Genomic DNA, 21,950 nt, shown 5'->3' on the forward strand with positions numbered 1-21,950 from the left:
TGTGATAAGCCGGCTGAATGAAGGCGGCAGCCTGCTCGCCTGCCAGGATAAAAGGACACAGGTGCGCTTACAACTTCAGATAAGCCCGAATGCCATCCAGGAACATCTGGGTGGCCAGCATAATCAGTATCAATCCCATCAGCCGCTCCAGCGCATTCACGCCTTTATCACCCAGCAGACGCAGGAACAGTCCTGACATCAGCAGAATGCCGACCGTCACGCCCCAGGCGATCAACAGCGCACCGACCAGATGCGACATCTGATGTGGATACTGATGCGATAGCAGCATCAGCGTTGCCAGCAGCGATGGCCCGGCGACCAGCGGAATCGCCAGCGGTACCAGGAATGGCTCTTCACCCGCCGGTAAGCCTGAACTGCTGCTTTCCGCCGACGGAAAAATCATTTTGATGGCGATCAGAAACAGAATGATCCCGCCAGAAATCGATACCGTTTCGGTGCGCAGATTTAAAAATGCCAGAATGCGTTCGCCGGTAAACAGGAACAGCAGCATGATGATCAGGGCAATCAGCATTTCACGGATTAGCACAACCCGCCGCCTTTTCGGCTCCAGATGCTTTAAAACCGACATAAAAATCGGCAGATTGCCCAGCGGATCCATAATTAACAACAATAATATTGTCGCCGAAATCATTTCAGTCATCGGTTTTACGCCATGTTGTTCGCGAAAAAGCAGAGTTATTAGTTACGCTGCTGAAAAAGTTAGCGTAATCGAATTAATTCACTTGCTACCCGGCCTGCATTTTGTAGAGTGAGGGGACACAGGTAAATCTTATTATTACGCAGAGCGGCGTGAAAATAGCACGCCGCTCTCTCCTCTGAAATGAAAAGCAGGTGTAACTGCCTTAGACGGACACGACATGAAGAATGTAGGTTTTGTTGGTTGGCGCGGCATGGTCGGCTCAGTGCTGATGTCCCGCATGAGTGAAGAGCGTGATTTTGATGCAATCAATCCGGTCTTCTTCTCGACGTCGCAGCATGGTCAGGCGGCACCCGCGTTTGCGGGCAAACAGCAGGGCACACTGCAGGATGCGTTTGATATTGAGGCGCTGCGCGCGCTGGATATCATTATTACCTGCCAGGGTGGCGACTACACCAGTGACGTCTATCCTAAGCTGCGCGCCAGCGGCTGGCAGGGATACTGGATTGATGCGGCCTCCACGCTGCGCATGAAAGAGGATGCCATCATCATCCTCGATCCGGTTAACCACGCGGTTATTCGTGACGGCATCGACCGTGGCATCAAAACCTTTGTTGGCGGTAACTGTACCGTCAGCCTGATGCTGATGTCACTGGGCGGTTTGTTTGCTCAGGATCTGGTTGAGTGGGCCTCAGTTGCCACCTATCAGGCAGCCTCGGGTGGCGGTGCGCGCCACATGCGCGAATTGCTGACCCAGATGGGCATGCTGCACGATCACGTTGCGCCTGCATTGCAGAACCCGGCTTCCGCCATTCTCGACATTGAGCGTAGCGTGACCGACTTCACCCGTTCCGGCACGTTACCGACCGACAACTTCGGCGTACCGCTGGCGGGCAGCCTGATTCCGTGGATTGATAAGCAGCTGGACAACGGCCAGAGCCGCGAAGAGTGGAAAGGCCAGGCAGAGACCAACAAAATCCTTGCCACCTCTAAAGTCATCCCGGTTGATGGCTTGTGCGTACGTGTCGGTGCGCTGCGCTGTCACAGCCAGGCCTTTACGCTGAAACTGAAACGCGATCTGCCGCTGGCGGAAATCGAACAGCTGCTGGCCTCTCACAATGAGTGGGTCAAGGTGGTGCCAAATGACCGTGAGCTGACGATGCGTGAACTGACGCCTGCCGCTGTCACCGGCACGCTCACCACACCCGTTGGCCGGTTACGGAAACTCAATATGGGGCCGGAATATCTCTCGGCCTTCACGGTGGGCGACCAGTTGTTATGGGGCGCAGCCGAACCGCTACGTCGCATGCTGCGGTTGTTAATCAGCTAAACAGAAATAGCACCAAAGGCCGGATTTACCCGGCCTTTTTTGTTTTTGTCGTATGCAAAACAACCTGCCGTTTCGCTTACTCAGTGATCAGCTTCCCTTTTTTGCCAGCCGTTAAAGAATATTTTGCTTAAGTCCATAGCAACTGCCGTGACCAAGCTATGATTTAACCATGATGTGCCACAGGTAACCCTTGTGCTTTCCGGATTAAATGGTTGTGGTACGCGACAAAACACTTTTCCCATGGAATGGCCTGACTGCTTTGTCGTTGTACGTATGGCTCAATGAAGAGCAGCGCAGGTGAAGCGCGACAGGCTATGTTGCGTTCATTTCGGCTGCCAATTATCACAGGAAGAAAGTCATGTCAGAGCTTCCCGATCGCGATGCGATCAATGCCCTGTTTGCGGGTAATTATGCCGACCCTTTTTCGTTACTAGGGATGCACCGAACTCAGCAAGGCCTTGAGGTCAGGGCATTGCTCCCCGAAGCGCTTGAAGTGTGGGTCATTGAAACCTCCACCGGGCGTAAACTGGCTCAGCTGGTGTGTGAAGATGCACGCGGCTTCTTCAGTGGCGTCATTCCACGCCGTAAAAATCCATTCCGTTATCAACTGGCGGTCAACTGGCATGGTCAGCAAAACCTCGTCGATGATGCCTATCGTTTCGGGCCACTGCTGCAGGAGATGGATCTGTGGCTGCTGGCGGAAGGGACGCATCTGCGCCCTTATGAGACGCTGGGCGCGCACGGCGACGTGATTGATGGCGTCTTCGGCACCCGCTTCTGCGTCTGGGCACCCAATGCCCGTCGCGTTTCCGTGGTTGGCGATTTCAACTTCTGGGATGGCCGCCGTCATCCGATGCGTCTGCGTCAGGAGTTAGGTATCTGGGAACTGTTTGTGCCAGGTGCGGTTAACGGCCAGCTCTACAAATATGAAATTATCGATGCCAATGGTGAGCTGCGCATCAAAGCGGACCCGTACGCCTTTGAGGCACAGATGCGTCCGCAGACGGCGTCGATGATTTGTGGTCTGCCGGAGCCGGTTGAGATGAAAGAGGAGCGCAAGGCCGCCAACGCTTTCGACGCGCCCATCTCAATCTATGAAGTCCACCTGGGTTCCTGGCGTCGTCACACCGACAACAACTTCTGGCTGAGCTACAAAGAGCTGGCTGAACAGCTGGTGCCTTACGTTAAAGAGATGGGCTTTACCCATATCGAACTGCTGCCCGTTAACGAACATCCGTTTGACGGCAGCTGGGGCTATCAGCCGCTGGGCATGTATGCGCCGACCCGCCGTTTTGGTACGCGTGACGAGTTTCGCGCCTTCATTGATGCTGCCCATGAAGCGGGCCTCAACGTGCTGCTCGACTGGGTGCCAGGCCACTTCCCCAGCGATGATTTCGGTCTGGCGAAGTACGACGGAACAGAGCTCTATGAGCACAGCGATCCGCGTGAAGGCTTCCACCAGGACTGGAACACTCTGATCTACAACTTTGGCCGCCGCGAAGTGAGCAACTACCTGTCGGGTAATGCGCTCTACTGGACGGAGCGCTTTGGCATCGATGGCCTGCGTGTAGATGCGGTCGCGTCGATGATTTACCGCGACTACAGCCGCAGTGAAGGGGAGTGGGTGCCAAATCAGTACGGTGGCCGTGAGAACCTGGAAGCGATTGAGTTCCTGCGCTACACCAACCGCACGCTCGGCACGGTAGCATCCGGGTCGGTGACAATGGCTGAAGAGTCTACAGACTATCCTGGCGTGACGCGTCCAACCGAAGGTGGCGGGCTGGGCTTCTGGTTCAAATGGAATCTGGGCTGGATGCACGACACCCTCGACTACATGAAAGTCGATCCCATTTACCGCAAGCATCATCACAATTTGATGAGCTTCGGCATGATGTACAACTACACTGAAAACTTTGTGCTGCCGCTATCGCATGATGAAGTTGTGCACGGTAAACGCTCGATTCTGGATCGTATGCCGGGCGATGCCTGGCAGAAGTTCGCCAACCTGCGTGCTTACTACGGCTGGATGTGGGCCTTCCCGGGCAAAAAACTGCTGTTCATGGGCAATGAATTTGCCCAGGGCCGTGAGTGGAACCATGACGTCAGTCTCGACTGGCATTTGCTGGAAGGGGAGGATAACTGGCACAACGGCGTTCAGCGTCTGGTGCGTGATCTCAACCATACCTATCAATATTACACGCCGCTGCATCAGCTCGACTTTGATCCGGCAGGCTTTGAGTGGTTAGTGGTAGACGACGCAGAGCACTCCGTCTTCGCCTTTGTGCGCCGCGATCGTGAAGGCAACGAAGTGATCGTGGTCAGTAACTTTACGCCGGTGCCGCGCCCGGGTTATCGCTTTGGCGTCAACCAGCCGGGCTACTGGCGCGAGGTGCTGAATACCGACCAGCATGATTATCACGGCAGTGACGTGCGAAATCAGCGGGTACATACCGATGAGCAGGAGAGCCACGGACGACCGCAGTCGCTGAGTCTCAATCTGCCACCGCTGGCAACAGTATGGCTGGTGCGGGAGGCTGAATGACCATCACTGCCGGCGATCCCGAACCGCTGGGTGCCAGTTACGATGGCAAAGGCGTTAACTTCACCCTGTTCTCACAGCATGCAGAGCGCGTAGAGCTCTGCCTGTTTGATGAACAGGGCGCAGAACAGCGTCTTGACCTGCCTGGCCGCAGTGGGGATATCTGGCACGGTTATGTTCCGGCGTTAAAACCGGGACAGCGCTACGGTTACCGGGTGCATGGCCCCTGGGCGCCGCAGCAGGGGCATCGTTTTAATCCGGCGAAGGTGCTGGTTGACCCCTGCGCCCGCGCCGTAGAAGGCGATGTGCCTGATGATCTGCTGTTTCATGGCGGTGAAGCGCAGCCCGATCCGCATGACAACGCAGCGATTGCGCCGAAGTCCCGGGTCGTCGCGGAGGATTTTGACTGGCAGGGTGATGTCGCACCACGTATCCCGTGGGGTAACACAGTGATTTATGAAGCCCACGTGCGCGGCCTGACGCAGCAGCATCCGGAAATTCCGGAAACGTTACGCGGGACTTACGCGGCGCTGGGTCATCCTGTTATGGTGAATTACCTGCGCGATCTGGGGATTACCACCCTTGAGCTGCTGCCGGTTGCCCACTTTGCCAGTGAACCGCGACTGCTGCAGCTTGGCCTGAGTAACTACTGGGGCTACAACCCCTTTGCACTTTGGGCGGTGGATCCCCGCTACGCCTCCGGTCAGCCGGGCGTAACACCGCTTCAGGAGTTCCAGCAGGCGGTTAAAAACCTGCATGCTGCGGGTATCGAAGTGGTGCTGGATGTGGTGTTTAACCACACAGCCGAACTGGATGTGATTGGCCCGACGATTTCAATGCGCGGCATCGATAACGCCAGCTACTACTGGCTGGATGAGCAGGGTGAGTACCAGAACTGGACCGGCTGCGGCAACACACTGAATATCCACCATCCGCAGGTGATGACGTGGGCCCTGGAGGCGCTGCGCTACTGGGTGCGGGTCTGCCACGTCGACGGCTTCCGCTTTGACCTTGCGCCGGTGCTGGGCCGCACGCCCGATTATCAGCGTGATGCGCCCTTTTTTGACGCGATACGCGCCTGTCCGCTGCTCTCTCAGGTCAAGCTGATTGCGGAACCCTGGGATATCGGCCCTGACGGCTATCAGGTTGGCCGCTTTCCGCCACCGTTTGCCGAATGGAACGATAAGTTTCGCGACACCGCGCGTCAATACTGGCTCCATGGCGGCTTAAGCAATGGCGAGTTCGTTCGCCGCTTTGCCGCCTCCAGCGATCTCTACCAGCACGACGACCGGCCGCCACACGCCACGGTTAATCTCATCACCGCCCACGACGGCTTTACGCTGTGGGATGTGGTGAGCTTTGAACGTAAACACAATGAGGCGAACGGGGAAGATAACCGCGATGGCCATGGTGATAACTACAGTCACAACCACGGCAAAGAGGGGCTGAACGTCAGCTTTGACGTCATTGAACGCCGTCGCCGCAGCGTACGGGCACTGCTGACGACGCTGCTGCTGTCACAGGGCACGCCGATGCTGCTGGCAGGTGACGAGCGTGGCCACACCCAGCGCGGTAATAACAACGCTTACTGTCAGGACAACGCGCTGAGCTGGCTTGACTGGCAGGCGGATGAGAAAGGATTAGTCGGATTCACCGCAGCACTGATTGCTCTGCGCCAGCGCATTCCGGCGCTGACCGCAGATCGCTGGTGGCAGGACGGTGACGGCAATGTGCAGTGGCTCAATGCCGGTGGCCAGCCACTGCAACACGATGAATGGGCACAGGGAATGCACAGATTGCAGATCCTGCTGTCCGGCCGCTGGTTAATAACAATAAACGCCACGGATACGGTGAATGACATCGTGTTACCAGACGGAGAATGGCGTGCCCTTCCTCCTTTCGCCGGGGACGACAACCCCATCCTGTTAACTGTCTGGCATGGTCCCGCACACGGTGTGTGCGTGTTCCAAAAGCAATCATAAGGAGTCAGACATGGTTAAGTTAGATAGAACAGATCACCTGATGCTGGCCCGCCAGCTCCCTACACAGACGGTTGCTCTGATCCTCGCCGGCGGACGCGGCACGCGACTGGTCGATTTAACGGCTAAGCGTGCCAAACCTGCGGTGCATTTCGGCGGCAAGTTCCGCATTATCGACTTTGCCCTCTCCAACTGCGTTAACTCCGGTATCCGACGGATTGGCGTAATTACGCAGTATCAGTCCCATACCCTGACTCAGCATATCCAGCGTGGCTGGTCCATCTTCAATGAAGAGATGAATGAGTTTGTCGATTTGCTGCCAGCGCAGCAGCGCTTTTCGACCGAACAGTGGTATCGCGGTACGGCCGATGCCGTGACGCAAAACCTTGATGTGATTCGCCGCTATCAGGCGCAGTACATCGTGATCCTTGCCGGGGACCACATTTATAAGATGGATTATTCACGCATGCTGCTGGATCACGTGGTCAACGAGGCGAAATGTACCATTGCCTGTTTGCCCGTGCCGGTACATGAAGCCACGGCGTTTGGTGTGATGGCGGTGAACGAAGAGAACATGGTGATCGACTTCGTGGAGAAACCTGCGAAGCCGCCTACCATGCCAGGTGATGACACGCAGGCGCTGGCCAGTATGGGGATCTACGTTTTTAACGCGGACTATCTCTATGCGCTGCTGGAGGAAGATCTGCAGACGCCAGGCTCTAACCATGACTTTGGCAAAGATATTCTGCCGAAAATTGTGGCAAGCGGCGAAGGCTATGCACACTCTTTCGCGCTCTCCTGCGTTCAGAACGACGACAACGCGCCACCTTACTGGCGTGATGTCGGGACGCTGGAAGCTTACTGGCGCGCCAATCTCGACCTGGCATCGGTGATGCCGGAACTCGATATGTATGACGTCACCTGGCCGATTCGTACCCATATGGAGCCGTTGCCGCCAGCCAAATTTGTTCAGGATCGTTCCGGCAGTCACGGGATGACCATGAATTCATTGGTTTCAGGCGGCTGCATCATCTCCGGTTCGGTGGTGGTCAACTCGGTGCTGTTCCCACGGGTACGCGTTAACTCGTTTTGCAATATCGATTCAACTGTACTGCTGCCTGATGTGGTCGTTGGCCGATCGTGTCGTCTGCGTCGCTGCGTGATTGATCGCGCCTGCGAACTGCCGGAAGGCATGGTGATTGGCGAAAACCCCGATGAAGACAGTCGCCGGTTTCATCGTTCGGATGAAGGGATCGTACTGGTAACCCGCGCCATGCTGGCCAGACTGGCCAAAGCGGGGCTGTAAGCGATAAGCGGAACTTACGCAATCGGCACGCGGAGCGTGCCGGATAACTTAATGAGGTCGAGGATGCAGGTTTTACATGTCTGTTCAGAACTTTTCCCGCTGCTGAAAACGGGCGGACTGGCTGATGTAGTCGGGGCATTACCTCAGGCGCAAATTGCGGGCGGTACGGATACGCGGGTGCTGTTGCCTGCTTTTCCCGCATTGCGCAAAGGCATACCTGATCTCCAGGTAGTGACGGAGCGAGAGACATTTGCTGGTCATATACGTCTGTTATTTGGTGAATTTAACGGTGTGGGCATCTACTTAATTGATGCGCCCGGCCTCTACGATCGTCCTGGTAGTCCTTATCATGATGAGTCGCAGTTTGCGTATGTCGACAACTATCTGCGCTTTGCGCTGCTGGGCTGGGTTGGCTGCGAACTGGCGTGTGGCATGGATTCCATGTGGCGTCCCGATATCGTGCACGCGCACGACTGGCATGCAGGCCTGACCTGCGCCTATCTGGAAGCGCGAGGACGTCCGGCTAAGTCGGTGTTCACGGTGCACAACCTGGCGTATCAGGGCCTGTTCATGGCGCATCATATGGATGAGATTGGCCTGCCATGGTCATTCTTTAACATGCATGGGCTGGAGTTCTTCGGTCAGATCTCTTTCCTGAAAGCGGGGCTCTTTTACGCCGACCATATCACGGCGGTCAGTCCGACTTACGCCCATGAAATTACCTCTGCTGAATATGCTTACGGCATGGAAACCCTGCTGGCGCAGCGGATGCGGGAAGGTCGTCTTAGCGGGATTCTTAATGGCGTTGATCCCTCTATCTGGGATCCGGCGCACGACCTGCTGCTGAGCGCACGCTATAACCGCGACACGCTGGAAGCAAAAGCAGAAAATAAACGTCAGCTGCAGGTTGCGATGGGCCTGAAAGTGGATGATAAAGCGCCGGTGTTCTGCGTGATCAGCCGCCTGACTAAACAGAAAGGTCTGGACCTGGTTTTAGAGGCGCTGCCTGGCTTGCTGGCGCAGGGCGGACAGCTGGTGCTGCTGGGTCAGGGCGATGCCGAACTGCAACAGGGATTCCTGGCGGCGGCGGCAGAACATCCCGGAAGTGTAGGCGTGCAGATTGGCTATCACGAAGCATTTTCACACCGCATTGTGGGTGGCGCGGACGTCATTGTGGTGCCGAGTCGCTTTGAGCCCTGCGGTCTGACACAACTTTATGGCCTGAAGTATGGTACGTTGCCGTTAGTGCGACGTACGGGTGGACTGGCCGATACCGTTAATGATAGCTCGTTAGAGAATCTGGCCGACGGTATCGCCAGTGGATTCAGTTTCGAAGATGCCAATGCCTGGTCGCTGTTACGGGCCATCCGACGTGCGTTCGTATTGTGGTCCCGTCCTTCGTTATGGCGCTATGTTCAGCGCCAGGCGATGGCAATGGACTTTAGCTGGCAGGTGGCAGCAACAGCCTACCGTGATCTCTACCAACGTTTGATGTAACGGATTGGGAAAACTGGATATGAATGCACCTTTCACTTACGCCTCACCAACGTTGACGGTTGATGCCTTAAAGCATTCGATTGCCTACAAACTGATGTTTACCATCGGCAAAGATCCCTCTATTGCCAACAAGCACGAGTGGCTCAACGCCTCGCTGCTGGCAGTGCGCGACCGGATGGTTGAGCGCTGGCTGCGTTCCAGCCGTGCCCAGCTCTCTCAGGATGTCCGCCAGGTTTATTACCTGTCGATGGAGTTCCTGATGGGCCGCACCCTCGGCAATGCGCTGCTGGCGATGGGGATTTATGACGATCTCAACCAGGCGCTGGATGAGATGGGTCTGGATCTGGCCGAGTTGATGGAAGAGGAGAACGATCCGGGACTGGGCAACGGCGGTCTCGGTCGCCTGGCGGCCTGCTTCCTGGATTCGCTGGCGACGCTGGGCATGCCGGGTCGTGGCTACGGCATCCGCTATGATTACGGCATGTTCAAACAGAACATCGTGGAAGGTGAGCAGAAAGAGTCTCCGGATTACTGGCTTGAGTATGGTAATCCGTGGGAATTCCAGCGTTTCAATACCCGTTACAAAGTGCGTTTCGGCGGTCGCGTGCAGCATGAAGGCACGAAAGTGCGCTGGCTGGAGACCGAAGAGATTCTGGCGATGGCTTATGACCAGATCATCCCGGGCTTCGACACCGACGCCACCAACACCTTACGACTTTGGGGTGCGCAGGCCAGCAACGAAATCAACCTCGGTAAGTTTAACCAGGGTGATTATTTTGCGGCAGTGGAAGATAAAAACCACTCTGAGAACGTGTCGCGCGTACTCTATCCGGATGACTCTACCTATTCCGGCCGTGAACTGCGTCTGCGTCAGGAATATTTCCTGGTCTCCGCGACGGTGCAGGACATCCTGAATCGTCACTGGCGGATGCATCAGACCTGGGACAACCTGGCGGACAAAATCGCCATTCACCTCAACGATACCCATCCGGTATTGGCGATCCCTGAACTGATGCGCCTGCTGATTGACGACCATAAGTTCAGCTGGGACAGCGCCTTTGATGTCTGCTGTCAGGTCTTCTCCTATACCAACCATACGCTGATGACCGAAGCGCTGGAGACCTGGCCGGTTGATATGATCGGTAAGATCCTGCCGCGTCACCTCAGCATTATTTTCGAGATTAACGACTTCTTCCTCAAGACCATTCAGGATCACTACCCGGATGATTTGGATCTGCTGTCGCGCATTTCGATCATTGATGAGAACGACGGCCGCCGGATTCGCATGGGCTGGCTGGCGGTTGTAGTCAGTCACAAAGTGAACGGCGTGTCTGAGCTGCACTCCAATCTGATGGTGCAGTCTCTGTTTGCCGATTTCTCGCGTCTGTTCCCGGGCCGTTTCTGTAATAAAACCAACGGCGTGACGCCACGTCGCTGGCTGGCGCTGGCCAACCCGGCGCTGTCAGAGGTGCTGGATGAGGAGATTGGTCGTAACTGGCGCACCGATCTCAGTCAACTGAGCGAACTGAAAGCGCAGATCGACTATCCGGCGTTTATTGAAAAAGTGGCGGTCGCCAAGCATCAGAATAAGCGCCGCCTGGCTGACTGGGTCGCGAAGAATCTGGACGTGGTGCTCGACCCGAACGCGCTATTCGATGTGCAGATCAAGCGTATTCACGAGTACAAACGCCAGTTACTCAATGTGCTGCATGTGATCACCCGCTACAACCGAATCAAGGCCGATCCGCAGGCGAACTGGGTGCCGCGCGTGAATATCTTTGCCGGTAAAGCGGCATCAGCGTATTACGTTGCCAAGCACATTATTCACCTGATCAACGATGTCGCGAATGTGATCAACAATGATCCGCAGGTGAAGAACAAGCTGAAGGTCGTTTTCATCCCGAACTACAGCGTGAGTCTGGCGCAGATCATCATTCCGGCGGCCGATCTTTCTGAACAGATCTCCACCGCAGGCACTGAAGCCTCCGGCACCAGTAACATGAAGTTTGCGCTGAATGGCGCGCTGACTATCGGTACGCTGGATGGGGCTAACGTTGAGATGCTGGATCACGTTGGTGAAGAGAACATCTTTATCTTCGGGAATACCACGCCACAGGTCGAAGCGCTGCGTAAGAACGGCTATAACCCGCGTGACTATTACGAAGGCGATGAGGAACTGCACCAGGTGCTGACCCAGATTGCTTCAGGTCTGTTTAGTCCGCAGGATCCGGGCCGCTACCGCAATCTGTTCGATTCACTGGTTAACTTCGGCGATCACTATCAGTTACTGGCGGATTATCGCAGCTACGTAGATACCCAGGATAAGGTGGATGCGCTCTACCGTAAGCCGGATGAGTGGCAGCGCCGCGCGGCGAAAAACATCGCCGGAATGGGCTACTTCTCGTCGGACCGTACTATTCAGGAGTACGCTGACGAGATCTGGAATATCTCGCCGGTAAGGTTGTAAGGCTCCTGCAGTAAATTTTGTTTTCTCTGCGGCCGAGGGATCGGCCGCACTCTTCCTCTTTCTGCTTCTCTCCCACGCCACACACCTCTAAAAAATTCAGCCGCTTATCGACTCCGGGCCTGTAAATGCCCGTTGTGCGAGCGTGATCATTACACCCTGGTGAAGAATCGTTACTATGCGGACATGCAAAACGACCCTACAGGCAACCGCAGCCAATGAGTGACAACATTAACCAGGAAATTACCTTCCGTAAGCTCAGCGTCTTCATGATGTTTATGAGCAAAGGCAATATCGCCCGCACGGCGGAAGCGCTGGAGCTGAGCAGCGTCAGCGTGCATCGCGCCCTGCACACGCTGGAAGAGGGCATCGACTGCCCGCTGTTTATTCATAAAGGCCGCAACCTGGTGCCGCTGCCGGCTGCCTGGACGCTGCTGGACTATTGTCGCGACGTGACCACACTGATGGGCAAAGGCATTGAAGAGGCGCGCAAAGTGGCGGGTATCGGCGGGGGTCGCCTGCGGCTTGGCACACTCTACTCGCTGACGCTTGAAACCATTCCCCGCCTGATCATGGGCATGAAGCTGCGTCGTCCAGCACTGGAGCTTGACCTGACTATGGGGTCGAATCAGATGCTGCTCAATATGCTGGAAGATGACGCGCTGGATGCGATTCTGATCGCCACCGATGAGGGCGAACTCAGTGATGCGCAATTTGAAGTGATTCCGCTGTTCACAGACAGCATCTTTCTGGCCATGCCGGCTGAAGAATCGCAGAGCGAAACCGGACCGGTGGATCTGCGTGATTATGCTGACCGTGATTTTGTCTCACTGGCAGAGGGATTCGCCACTTATGCCGGTTCACAGGAGGCATTTCAGATTGCCGGATTTGAACCGCGCATGGTTACTCAGGTAAATGACATCTTCTCGATGATAAGCCTGGTGCAGGCGGGCGTGGGTCTGGCGCTGATTCCGGGACGGATGAAGAAGGTGTATGAAAATAACATCCAGCTGCTGAGGCTGGCTGAGCCTTACCAGATGCGTCAGCAGATCTCGATTGTCTACTCACATCACCGCGAACGTGACAATGACCTGCTGGCCCTGGCGGCAGAAGGGCGAATGTACGCCCGCAGCCTTACTGATGTAACCGTTTAACGAGATGCAGTGCCACCTCCACGCTGTTACGTTCCAGACAAATCGCTTCGCCCTGCCAGTTCGCCTGACGCGTCAGACCGGTCAGCACACTGCCAGGCGGCATCTCAATGGCCAGTCGGGCGTCACGCTGATTCGCTGCAACCATCGCATCATTCCACTGCACTGTGCGCGCCATATTAAAGGCAAGATCGTCGGCAATTTTCTCCGGCTCCCAAATCACCCGCGCGGTTGAGCCGCTGAGGTAGGCACAATCGGGGCGGGAGAGGGTGACGGACGCAAAGGCGCGAGCCAGTTCGGCGGCGGGTTTATCCAGCAGCGCGCAGTGCGACGGCACGCTCACCGCGAGCTTAATCGCTTTACTGGCTCCCGCATCCAGCGCCCTCTGCGCGACCACTGCCATATCCTCGTCGCGGCCAGCAATCACAATCTGCGTTTCCGCATTGAGGTTCGCGATGTAGGTGTTACTGCCGGGCAGCAGTTTCTCCAGCTGGCTCAGCGTTAAGCCAGTGATCGCGGTCAGGCCATATCCCTGCGGATACGCCTGCTCCATCAGATCGCCGCGCAGCGCAACCAGCCGCAGGGCGTCGCTGAAATCCAGCGCGCCGGAAATCACCGCCGCAGGAAACGCGCCAATCGATAAACCGCTGACGATATCGGGTTTCACCCCACGGCGGATCAGTTCGCGCGCCCAGGCAACACCTGAAATCAGCAGACAGAGCTGCACGGCTCGGGTGTGGCGCAGTGCATCGGCACTGTCGAGCCGGTCAGCTTCGTCGCCCAGCACCGCACGCACGCGGCTTTTCAGCGCATCCCCCTCAGGCAGATGTTGCAGCATCCCGGCACGCTGGGTGCCCTGGCCGGGGAAGGTAAAGAGTATTTTCATGGATTCTCCCTGCTCCAGGGTGAAGCGGTCAGTATCGGTCCGGTGTCGGTTTTTAACAGTACGCGCTCCTCGCGTAGCCACTCGTTCAGGGCAAAGGCGCCAGACGGCGTTTCCACCTGCGTATCCACCCGGCAGCTCAGCGCGTCGGTTGCTGTCTGCCAGCGTTGCAGCGCATCGCGTGGCAGTGGCTGCGGGGCGCGGATGATGACATCCAGATCGCTGGTGGCGTGCAACACAGGGCATTGCGTTGCCAGCGCATAACCGGTGCTGCCGGTAATGCCCCAGCGCCACGGCCAGGCGGTCTCGCTGAGCGAAATCGCCGCGCTGACAGGCGCATAAGCCGTAAAGGGCGAATCCAGCAGCCGTGTGCGTTCAGCCAGCCATTCTGGCGTCACCACGCGGATAATAGTGTCTGACGTGATCCAGCCAGCGGCGCGTTGCTCACGTCGCTCACCGCGCACGCCAATCGGGATCAAACCGGATTCATGGCGATCGCGCCGCACCACCACCGGCATGTCGGGATGCCAGAACGGGCTGACCCAGCTCTCCTGAATCGTGGCTAAAGCACTGCTGTGTCGCAGCCAGAGCAAATCGTGGGGACGCGGCGCACGCATATTACATTCCTGATGTCAGCGTAATGAACAACGGTAAAGATAAAATACACAGAATTGAGCTTAGCAGCAGCACGGCCTCAGCATCGGGTGACTGCACGCCAAAGCGGTTGCCGAACACCACGCCAAAGAAACCGGCTGACAGCGCTATCATCAGAATAGCGGTGATTGCCACTGACCCGTGAAGTCCCAGCGCAAGCACCAGACCCCAAGCGATAAAGGGCTGAATCAGCAGTTTGGCAACCGTCCCGACGCCGACGATGGCGTTGAGTTTCAGCTGACGTGCGGAGAGGATCACGCCGGTCAGGAACAGCGCGGCGGCGGTGGCTGCCAGCCCCAGCGGCTTAATCGCTGAGATGACCAGCTCCGGCATTCTGAAGCCCAGCGCCGACAACACCACACCCAGCAGCGGGCCAAGAACGATCGGCTTTTTGAGCGAGCGCCACATCAGCACCGGCAGCATGGTCACTGTCGAACCCACATTCTCACCGGCAATGCGCGCTTTTTCCCGTTCCAGAATCAGCAGACAGAAGGGTGTCATCAGCACCGAGCCGCAGGCAATTGAAACCGCAACAGAAAGTGAGGTTGATGAACCTTCTCCCAGTACGCTGCCCAGAATCGGCAGCCCCAGCGCGGCGTAATTGGGCAGGGCGACAGTCAGCGTTAATACCGCAGCATCCTGAGGCGACTTTTTAAACAGGCGGGTCGCCAGGAAATAGAGCGCCACATAGGTTATCCACATCGCCCCGGTTAAGACGACAATCAATGGCGACTGCGCCACGATACCCGACCAGGGTGTCTGAACGGTGGCACTGAACAGCGCAGCGGGCAGCGCAAAATCCATCACGAAAATATTGAGCAGGGAGACATCTCTGTTATTGACCATTCCGGCCTTACCGGCCCAGAAACCTAACAGCATAATGATAAAAATTGGAGCAAGGGCATGAACAATTATGTAAATCATAAATCACCTGTAATTAAGAGAAAAATTCTTTAAAAACAGCGATGTTTATAATTCTGAACACGGCCACTGCTCCGGGGCGCACGTCGCTATGCGCCCCGTCAGACCGGTTTCGGCAGGTTGGTTTTTTTTATGTCATTACCAGGTCGCGCGCATACGTTCGCGAACCAGGGAGGAGCTTTGACGATTAGAGGCGCCAAGGCGGTTTTTCAGGGTAGGATCCTGACGCGCGTCACTGATCGCCTTCTGTAATGCAATCTCAACCATCGCCACATCGGCGTCAGACGGCGTATCAGGATTGGCAACGTTCAGCAGATCAGAGAGCAGACCCAGCGTGGCGAAGTTATTCACGTCATATGCCATTGGGGGAATGGTGGCGGCCAGTTTCTCCAGCGCCTCTACCGAACGCAGTGTGATGCGCGCCGCTGACGCTTTGCCCATGGCATGGACCAGCACGCCCTGATCGTTGAGCGCAATCAGGCGGTTGGCCTGATATCCGTGTGCCAGGAACGCACCGGACATTGCTTTACCCACAATCAGACCAATCACCGGATGACCGTCAAGGCGCGCATTCGCATAGGCGCCTGCTGCACCTGCCAGCGCCTGGTGAATGCCAAACGCCTCTTCGCGGCGACCGTAGGCCTGACTGGGGACGTCGATCACCGCCACAATCGGACGTTTCACAGCGCTGTTTTTGTCAGCTTCCCGCGTTTCATTCACCACTTTCGCCAGCGTCCAGCCTTCCAGCAGACCCACTTCACCCTGCGCGGCGCGCGGATAGTGGTTTTGGGCATCGGGCACGACGGCGATAAAGCGGACATCTTCGCCATTAAGCTGGCCGTCAGCCACCTGAACAGAGGCGCACAGACCGCTCAGGCGCTGTGCATCAGGTGCAAGTTTTTCCAGCCAGGTTGCACCACGGCTGCTTGTCTGCGTCATTATTTCTCCTCCTGGGCGAAAAGCTGTTTAATCTGCGCGGTGTCCGCCTGCTGGCGGGTATCGAACTGCGTCAGACGTGACAGGAAGTCGTCATACTTATCACTGCGGTTCTGCGCCGGAACGCCTCTGGCAATAAAGTCATGCATCGCGGTTTTCACGGCATTGATACCGTCATTCACCAGCGCATCGACCAGGCCACTGGCGTAGCGGATTTCGCCGCCGGTCATGCTCCAGATAAACGGACGATCGCGAGAGTCGTACTCTTCAATTCCCGCTTCCTGCTCAATCACCTGCGGGCCGTTCAGGCCCAGACGGGCTTCACGGGTCACAATCAGATAGCTGCAGAGCGCGGCGGCGATAGACATCCCGCCGAAGCAGCCAACGGTGCCGCTGACGATGCCGATCACCGGGGTGTAGCGACGCAGGTCGACAATCGCCGCATGAATATCGGCAATCGCTGCCAGCCCCAGGTTCGCTTCCTGTAACCTCACGCCACCGGTCTCAAGGCAGAGCACCGCCTGTGTCGGGATGCCGTTGCGATTGTCTTCTGCCGCCAGCTCCAGCGCCGCCGCCATTTTCGCCCCGGAGACTTCGCCCATGCTGCCGCCCTGGAAGGTGCCTTCGATGGCGATCACCACCGCAGACTGACCGTTCAGCGTGCCGCGTGCCACGACCATGCCATCATCGGACTGGGGCACCACGCCCTGCGGAGCCAGCCAGGGCGACATGATGCCCTCAAAAGGATCCAGCAGTTCGCGGTAGCTGCCCGCATCCAGCAGCGCATGCGCACGTTCGCGGGCACGTAATTCAATAAAACTGGCATCGTTACGCATGACTCACCTCCTCAAAAACCTGTTCAATACGAATACGCGCCACGCCGGGTGTCGCACCGAAATCGTGGATAATCATCTCTCCGGCGGGCAGGCCGTTGATTAAGTTCAGGCGGTCAAACAGCGCTTTCCAGCGGGCGTCGCTGTTATCCAGTGAGGTGGTGATATTGACGTTCAGTGTCTGGCCTTCAGTTGCGGTGTACAGCACTTCCATATCACCGGAACCAACGACCCCGGCCAGCGCTCTGCCACTGAGCAGGCGGTTAGCAGGTAGAGATAATGTGATGTGTTCCATAATGGCCTCTAAAAATAAGAATGTTCAGGCGAACAGACCCGATCGATAAACAGCGTTGCGGCCAGCAAATCGGCGGCTCCGCCCGGCGAGGCGTTGAGCGCCAGCATCCGGCGGTCAAGCTGCTGAAGCGCCCTCTGACCCGCCGCTGTACGGCAGCCGCCTGCCAGCAGCACGGCGCGTGCGCCCTGTTGCATGGCGTCGAGTCCGGTCATGCCTGCACGTGACAGCACGCAGGTATCGCTGAGTGAAGTCATGATTGCCATCAGCGCATCCAGCCGGGCTTCGCTCTCACTGGCACCAACCGCACGGCTGATCAGCAACTGCGGCAGCGCCAGCTTCATCACGTGAGGAAATGCCTGTTGCACCTCTTCGCGTGCGCCGGGTACCTGATAGCGGTGCGTCGCTTTTAACCCTTTGCTGAACACTCTGGGGGCGTGGCTGTCGGGCAGGCTCGCCAGCGCGGCAGCGGTGCGGGCCAGCGTGTCAGCCGTGGCTGTGCCACCCTGCATGGCAGCGGCACTGACCAGCAATCCCAGCGCCCAGATCGCGCCCCGATGGGTGTTCACGCCGCCGGTTGCTGCCATCATCTGCTGTTCGCCATCGCGGCCGAGCCGACCGACTGTTTCGCGCAGGGCGATGTCGGCGGGACGAAGCCAGCTGTGACGGGCCAGCGCCAGAAAGGTGGGCATCAGGCTGTGGGCAGAACGCTCCATCAGCGCCAGCGTCAGATCCCGATGTGCGCCGTTTCCCCGACTGTCTACCAGACCCGGCTTGGGGCTCAGGCGTGCTTCATCAATCAGGCAATCGCGCGCAATCGTCGCCAGATGACTGGCCTGCGCCTCGGCATGAGTCTGTGACAGGAGTTTCATTACCAGCTCCGGAATTTAGCAGGCGGGTTGTACAGGCCATCTGACCATTCAACCAGGTCAGCGACGCTGCCAGCGGCAAGCAGTGAACGGGTGGCATCGGAGCGACGAATACCCATATCCTCCGGGTAAACTACTTTGCCGCTTTTACGCAGGGCAGCGACGCGTGCTGCATCCACACCCAGACCGATATCGGTAATTCCGGCGACTGCGGCGACCATGGCGCGACGTTCCTCAAGGCTTTCTGCCCGATAGAGATAGGCGATACCTTCCTCGGTCAGCACGTGCGTCACGTCATCGCCGTAGATCATCACCGGCGCCAGTGGCATACCGGAGGATTTCGCCACCTCAACCGCATCGAGGGTTTCAACGAAGGTTGGTTTTGCACCGGCCTGGAAGGTCTCGACCATCTGCACCACCAGTTTTTTACCGCGCTGCATCGGGTCTGGCTCGGTGATCATATTCAGCCAGGCGGGTGTTGCGTGGCGGCGGCCGTGGGGATCGTGACCCATGTTTGGCGCGCCACCGAAGCCGGAAAGACGACCACGGGTGACGGTAGAGGAGTTGGCCAGGCCATCAACCTGCAGGGTGGCACCGATAAACATATCGACCGCGTACTGACCTGCCAGCTGACAGAACGCACGGTTAGAGCGCATTGAACCGTCGCTGCCGGTAAAGAAGATGTCGGGACGGGCGCGGATATACTCTTCCATCCCCAGCTCGCCGCCGAAACAGTGCACGCTCTCCACCCAGCCGCTCTCGATGGCCGGGATCAGCGTCGGATGCGGGTTCAGCGCCCAGTGCTTACAGATTTTGCCTTTCAGACCAAGCTGTTCGCCGTAGGTGGGCAGCAGCAGTTCGATCGCGGCGGTGTTAAAACCGATACCGTGGTTAAGCGACTGCACCTGATGCTCGGCGTAGATGCCTTTAATCGCCATCATCGCCATCAGGATATGCTCCTGCTTAATCAGGCGCGGATCGCGGGTAAACAGCGGTTCGATAAAGAACGGTTTATCTGCCACCACGATGTAGTCAATCCAGGAGCCAGGAATATCGACGCGCGGCAGGTCGGTTTCGTCATCGACCAGTTCGTTGACCTGGGCTATCACGATACCGTCACGAAATGCGGCGGCCTCCACCAGCGCCGGGGTATCTTCGGTACTCGGGCCGGTATAAAGGTTGCCTTTGCGGTCGGCTTTATAGCCGGCAATCAGCGCCACATTCGGACTGAGGTCAACGTAGAGACGGGAATAGAGTTCGATATAGGTGTGAATCGCGCCGATTTCCAGCTGACCATCCTGCAACAGCTGAGACATGCGCAGGCTCTGGGGACCGGAGAAGGAGAAGTCGAGTTTGCGGGCAATGCCTTTTTCAAAAATATCGAGATGTTCGCTGCGGCCGACGCTGGGCATAATCATATGCAGGTCGTGAATTTTCGCCGGATTCACCGCCGCAAGGGTGCGGGATAAAAAGTCAGCCTGCTTCTGGTTGTTGCCTTCCAGTACCACGCGGTCGCCTGGTGCGATTAACTGTTCAAATGCTTCAACGGCTCTTTCAGCAGGAATAACTTTGCCATCAAGGGGAAAGGAGGCCAGACGACGCGCTTTTTCACTGCGGCGTGTGTTCCACTCCCGGGCAGGCGTTTGGCCTGTGTTCATTTCAACCTCCGGATTTGAATCGCTCTGTTGACGTTTATGCTGAGGGAAGTCTGAGCTTTCTTAAAACGGTGTTCAATTAAGCAAAAAAACGGAACGTTAGATTTAAGGTAACAATGGCGAAAAGGGGGATACGCAGTCAGGATGCGTCGAGTTTACGCGGGGAAGCATGAAGAAAAGGTTGCAGGGGGGCAAAAGCCTGAATCGGTATTCATGATGAACAAAGCCAGTCATACCGGTTTGCTCGCTGACAGGCGTTTCTTCTGATGAGGTGTGAGGATGCGGCTGGCCTGAATATTAACCGAATAAGCAGCCAATAAAAAAGCAGGCCGAAGCCTGCTTTCTGTTGTTGTATTGCTCGCTTATGACGCCAGGGACAGTGCCGGTTTGGCTTTCGCCGCCAGCCACTCTGCCACCCGGGCCTGCTGCTCTTTGGTCAGCCACATACCCTGTTTGGTACGACGCCAGATAGCATCGTCAAGCTCACGTACCCATTCATGCTGCACCAGGTAGCGTAACTCCGCCTCATAGAAGTCGTGACCGAAGTTCTCACCCAGATCGTCCAGACTTTTCGCACCCGCCAGCAGGGTTTCAGTGCTGCTGCCGTAAGTGCGTGAGAAGTGGCGCGCCATGTTTTCAGTGATGAACGGATAACGACGACGCAGGCTGACCGCGTAATCATCGCTGGTGCCGTTGATATTACCGCCCGGCAACACGCAGTTTTTGGTCCAGGCTGGGCCGGCTTTCGGATAGTACTTCGCCAGTTTCTCCAGCGCATGTTCTGCCAGCTTGCGATAAGTGGTCAGCTTGCCACCAAACACGGAAAGCAGCGGTGCCTGACCGTTATCATCGCGCACATCCAGCGTGTAATCGCGAGTGATCGCCTGCGGCGAATCAGATTCGTCATCACACAGCGGACGGACACCTGAGTAAGACCAGACGATATCGTCGGCGGTCAGCTGCTTTTTAAAGTGTCCGTTGAACACTTTTAGCAGGTACTCGGTCTCGCTGTCATCGATATGGACGCTTTTCGGATCGCCTTTGTATTCCACATCGGTGGTGCCGATGATTGAGAACTCATCCATCCAGGGAATGACAAACACGATGCGGTTATCTTCGTTCTGCAGGATATAAGCCTGTTTCTCGGTATGGACGCGCGGCACCACAATATGGCTGCCTTTAATCAGGCGGATACCGTAAGGCGATTTCAGCTTCAGGCTGTCGTCGAACAGCTGTTTGACCCACGGGCCTGCCGCGTTGACCAGACCTTTCGCCTGCCAGGTAAAGGTTTTACCGGTATCAACATCTTCGGCTTCGACCATCCACAGGCCACCTTCACGCCAGGCGCGGGTGACACGAGTACGGGTACGCACTTCGCCACCATGCTTAACCACTTCCTGCGCATTCAGAACGACCATGCGGGCATCATCTACCCAGCAGTCGGAGTATTCGAATCCGCGCGTGATTTCTGGCTTCAGGGCCGAATCCGCGCCAAATCGCAAACTTTTGCTGCCTGGCAGGCTGGTACGCTTGCCAAGATGGTCATACATGAACAGGCCGGTACGAATCATCCACGCCGGACGCAGATGCGGACGGTGCGGCAAGCGGAAGCGCATCGGAAACGCCAGATGCGGCGCCATTTTCAGCAGGACTTCACGCTCGGCCAGTGCTTCACTGACCAGGCGGAATTCGTAGTGTTCAAGGTAGCGCAAGCCGCCATGAATCAGTTTTGAGCTGGCTGAAGAGGTCGCGCAAGCCAAATCCCGCGCCTCCAGCATTAACACCGACAGTCCGCGTCCTGCAGCGTCTGCTGCAATGCCGGCACCGTTGATGCCGCCGCCGATCACGATCAGGTCTTTGGTTTCCACGTCATCTCCTCCGATGTTCGGAATAGTTCTCTTATGTTCGTTTTCGAGCATAATCATAATCGCAAACCAACATTTACGCCAGTCTTTAACCCGGTAAAAACATTTTTGCGTGATA

17 protein-coding genes are annotated in these 21,950 nt (G+C 56.8%); 7 read left to right on the forward strand and 10 right to left on the reverse strand.

Annotation, left to right across the window (positions count from 1 at the left end):
* Positions 1 to 67: 67 nt before the first annotated feature.
* Complete coding sequence (locus EE896_RS01675; protein WP_003853054.1) at positions 68 to 661, reverse strand: YhgN family NAAT transporter; 594 nt, start codon at positions 659 to 661, stop codon at positions 68 to 70.
* 217 nt (positions 662 to 878) lie between these two features.
* Between EE896_RS01675 and asd the strand changes: the two genes are divergently transcribed.
* The 7 genes from asd (at position 879) to EE896_RS01710 (ending at position 12,927) form a co-directional block, all read left to right on the forward strand.
* Positions 879 to 1,988 carry an aspartate-semialdehyde dehydrogenase gene (gene asd, locus EE896_RS01680; protein WP_003853053.1) on the forward strand — a complete coding sequence of 370 codons (1,110 nt, stop codon included), beginning with the start codon at positions 879 to 881 and terminating at the stop codon, positions 1,986 to 1,988.
* A 358-nt stretch (positions 1,989 to 2,346) separates the two neighbouring features.
* Positions 2,347 to 4,530 carry a 1,4-alpha-glucan branching enzyme gene (gene glgB, locus EE896_RS01685; RefSeq protein WP_003853052.1) on the forward strand — a complete coding sequence of 728 codons (2,184 nt, stop codon included), beginning with the start codon at positions 2,347 to 2,349 and terminating at the stop codon, positions 4,528 to 4,530.
* Entirely contained in the window at positions 4,527 to 6,509 is a 1,983-nt protein-coding gene (gene glgX / locus EE896_RS01690; RefSeq protein WP_140916358.1) for a glycogen debranching protein GlgX, read from the forward strand. Before glgB ends, glgX begins: the two co-directional genes overlap by 4 nt.
* Before the next feature lie 10 nt (positions 6,510 to 6,519).
* Positions 6,520 to 7,812, forward strand: coding sequence for a glucose-1-phosphate adenylyltransferase (gene glgC, locus EE896_RS01695; RefSeq protein ID WP_003853050.1), 1,293 nt, complete (start codon positions 6,520 to 6,522; stop codon positions 7,810 to 7,812).
* A 63-nt stretch (positions 7,813 to 7,875) separates the two neighbouring features.
* Positions 7,876 to 9,309: a glycogen synthase GlgA gene (gene glgA, locus EE896_RS01700; protein WP_003853048.1), complete on the forward strand. Its 1,434-nt coding sequence runs from the start codon at positions 7,876 to 7,878 to the stop codon at positions 9,307 to 9,309.
* A 19-nt stretch (positions 9,310 to 9,328) separates the two neighbouring features.
* On the forward strand, positions 9,329 to 11,776 hold the full coding sequence (glgP, locus tag EE896_RS01705; protein ID WP_008926283.1) for a glycogen phosphorylase: 2,448 nt from the start codon (positions 9,329 to 9,331) through the stop codon (positions 11,774 to 11,776).
* Between the two features lie 215 nt (positions 11,777 to 11,991).
* On the forward strand, positions 11,992 to 12,927 hold the full coding sequence (locus EE896_RS01710) for a LysR family transcriptional regulator (protein ID WP_003853044.1): 936 nt from the start codon (positions 11,992 to 11,994) through the stop codon (positions 12,925 to 12,927).
* Here EE896_RS01710 and mdcH read toward each other — a convergent pair.
* From mdcH to glpD, 9 genes are all read right to left on the reverse strand, one after another.
* Positions 12,908 to 13,810, reverse strand: a complete 903-nt coding sequence (gene mdcH, locus EE896_RS01715) for a malonate decarboxylase subunit epsilon (RefSeq protein ID WP_008926281.1) — start codon at positions 13,808 to 13,810, stop codon at positions 12,908 to 12,910. The two genes, EE896_RS01710 and mdcH, sit on opposite strands and share 20 nt — an antisense overlap.
* Complete coding sequence (locus EE896_RS01720; RefSeq protein ID WP_140916359.1) at positions 13,807 to 14,424, reverse strand: malonate decarboxylase holo-ACP synthase; 618 nt, start codon at positions 14,422 to 14,424, stop codon at positions 13,807 to 13,809. The genes mdcH and EE896_RS01720 overlap by 4 nt, the downstream gene beginning before the upstream one ends.
* Before the next feature lies 1 nt (position 14,425).
* Positions 14,426 to 15,385, reverse strand: a complete 960-nt coding sequence (locus EE896_RS01725; protein WP_039660834.1) for an AEC family transporter — start codon at positions 15,383 to 15,385, stop codon at positions 14,426 to 14,428.
* Positions 15,386 to 15,520: 135 nt separating this feature from the next.
* Positions 15,521 to 16,321, reverse strand: a complete 801-nt coding sequence (gene mdcE, locus EE896_RS01730) for a biotin-independent malonate decarboxylase subunit gamma (protein WP_140916361.1) — start codon at positions 16,319 to 16,321, stop codon at positions 15,521 to 15,523.
* Entirely contained in the window at positions 16,321 to 17,154 is an 834-nt protein-coding gene (locus EE896_RS01735; RefSeq protein WP_003853038.1) for a biotin-independent malonate decarboxylase subunit beta, read from the reverse strand. The genes mdcE and EE896_RS01735 overlap by 1 nt, the downstream gene beginning before the upstream one ends.
* Positions 17,147 to 17,446 (reverse strand): malonate decarboxylase acyl carrier protein, encoded by a 300-nt coding sequence (mdcC, locus tag EE896_RS01740; RefSeq protein WP_008926277.1) that lies wholly within the window; start codon positions 17,444 to 17,446, stop codon positions 17,147 to 17,149. Before mdcC ends, EE896_RS01735 begins: the two co-directional genes overlap by 8 nt.
* Before the next feature lie 8 nt (positions 17,447 to 17,454).
* Entirely contained in the window at positions 17,455 to 18,315 is an 861-nt protein-coding gene (locus EE896_RS01745) for a triphosphoribosyl-dephospho-CoA synthase (RefSeq protein WP_140916363.1), read from the reverse strand.
* Positions 18,315 to 19,970, reverse strand: a complete 1,656-nt coding sequence (gene mdcA / locus EE896_RS01750; RefSeq protein WP_003853034.1) for a malonate decarboxylase subunit alpha — start codon at positions 19,968 to 19,970, stop codon at positions 18,315 to 18,317. Before mdcA ends, EE896_RS01745 begins: the two co-directional genes overlap by 1 nt.
* Positions 19,971 to 20,329: 359 nt before the next feature.
* Positions 20,330 to 21,835: a glycerol-3-phosphate dehydrogenase gene (gene glpD / locus EE896_RS01755; protein WP_003853033.1), complete on the reverse strand. Its 1,506-nt coding sequence runs from the start codon at positions 21,833 to 21,835 to the stop codon at positions 20,330 to 20,332.
* Positions 21,836 to 21,950: the final 115 nt, after the last annotated feature.

The organism is Pantoea eucalypti (assembly GCF_009646115.1).
Classification (GTDB): Bacteria; Pseudomonadota; Gammaproteobacteria; order Enterobacterales; family Enterobacteriaceae; genus Pantoea; species Pantoea eucalypti.

Bases quoted from the DNA above. Each gene is read 5' to 3' on its own strand.
- glgA (WP_003853048.1), top strand. From the start codon at position 7,876: ATGCAGGTTTTACATGTCTGTTCAGAACTTTTCCCGCTGCTGAAAACG.
- glgB (WP_003853052.1), top strand. From the start codon at position 2,347: ATGTCAGAGCTTCCCGATCGCGATGCGATCAATGCCCTGTTTGCGGGT.
- EE896_RS01675 (WP_003853054.1), bottom strand. From the start codon at position 661: ATGACTGAAATGATTTCGGCGACAATATTATTGTTGTTAATTATGGAT.
- glgX (WP_140916358.1), top strand. From the start codon at position 4,527: ATGACCATCACTGCCGGCGATCCCGAACCGCTGGGTGCCAGTTACGAT.
- mdcA (WP_003853034.1), bottom strand. From the start codon at position 19,970: ATGAACACAGGCCAAACGCCTGCCCGGGAGTGGAACACACGCCGCAGT.
- mdcC (WP_008926277.1), bottom strand. From the start codon at position 17,446: ATGGAACACATCACATTATCTCTACCTGCTAACCGCCTGCTCAGTGGC.
- mdcH (WP_008926281.1), bottom strand. From the start codon at position 13,810: ATGAAAATACTCTTTACCTTCCCCGGCCAGGGCACCCAGCGTGCCGGG.
- glgC (WP_003853050.1), top strand. From the start codon at position 6,520: ATGGTTAAGTTAGATAGAACAGATCACCTGATGCTGGCCCGCCAGCTC.
- EE896_RS01710 (WP_003853044.1), top strand. From the start codon at position 11,992: ATGAGTGACAACATTAACCAGGAAATTACCTTCCGTAAGCTCAGCGTC.
- EE896_RS01745 (WP_140916363.1), bottom strand. From the start codon at position 18,315: ATGAAACTCCTGTCACAGACTCATGCCGAGGCGCAGGCCAGTCATCTG.
- EE896_RS01725 (WP_039660834.1), bottom strand. From the start codon at position 15,385: ATGATTTACATAATTGTTCATGCCCTTGCTCCAATTTTTATCATTATG.
- mdcE (WP_140916361.1), bottom strand. From the start codon at position 16,321: ATGACGCAGACAAGCAGCCGTGGTGCAACCTGGCTGGAAAAACTTGCA.
- asd (WP_003853053.1), top strand. From the start codon at position 879: ATGAAGAATGTAGGTTTTGTTGGTTGGCGCGGCATGGTCGGCTCAGTG.
- glgP (WP_008926283.1), top strand. From the start codon at position 9,329: ATGAATGCACCTTTCACTTACGCCTCACCAACGTTGACGGTTGATGCC.
- EE896_RS01720 (WP_140916359.1), bottom strand. From the start codon at position 14,424: ATGCGTGCGCCGCGTCCCCACGATTTGCTCTGGCTGCGACACAGCAGT.
- EE896_RS01735 (WP_003853038.1), bottom strand. From the start codon at position 17,154: ATGCGTAACGATGCCAGTTTTATTGAATTACGTGCCCGCGAACGTGCG.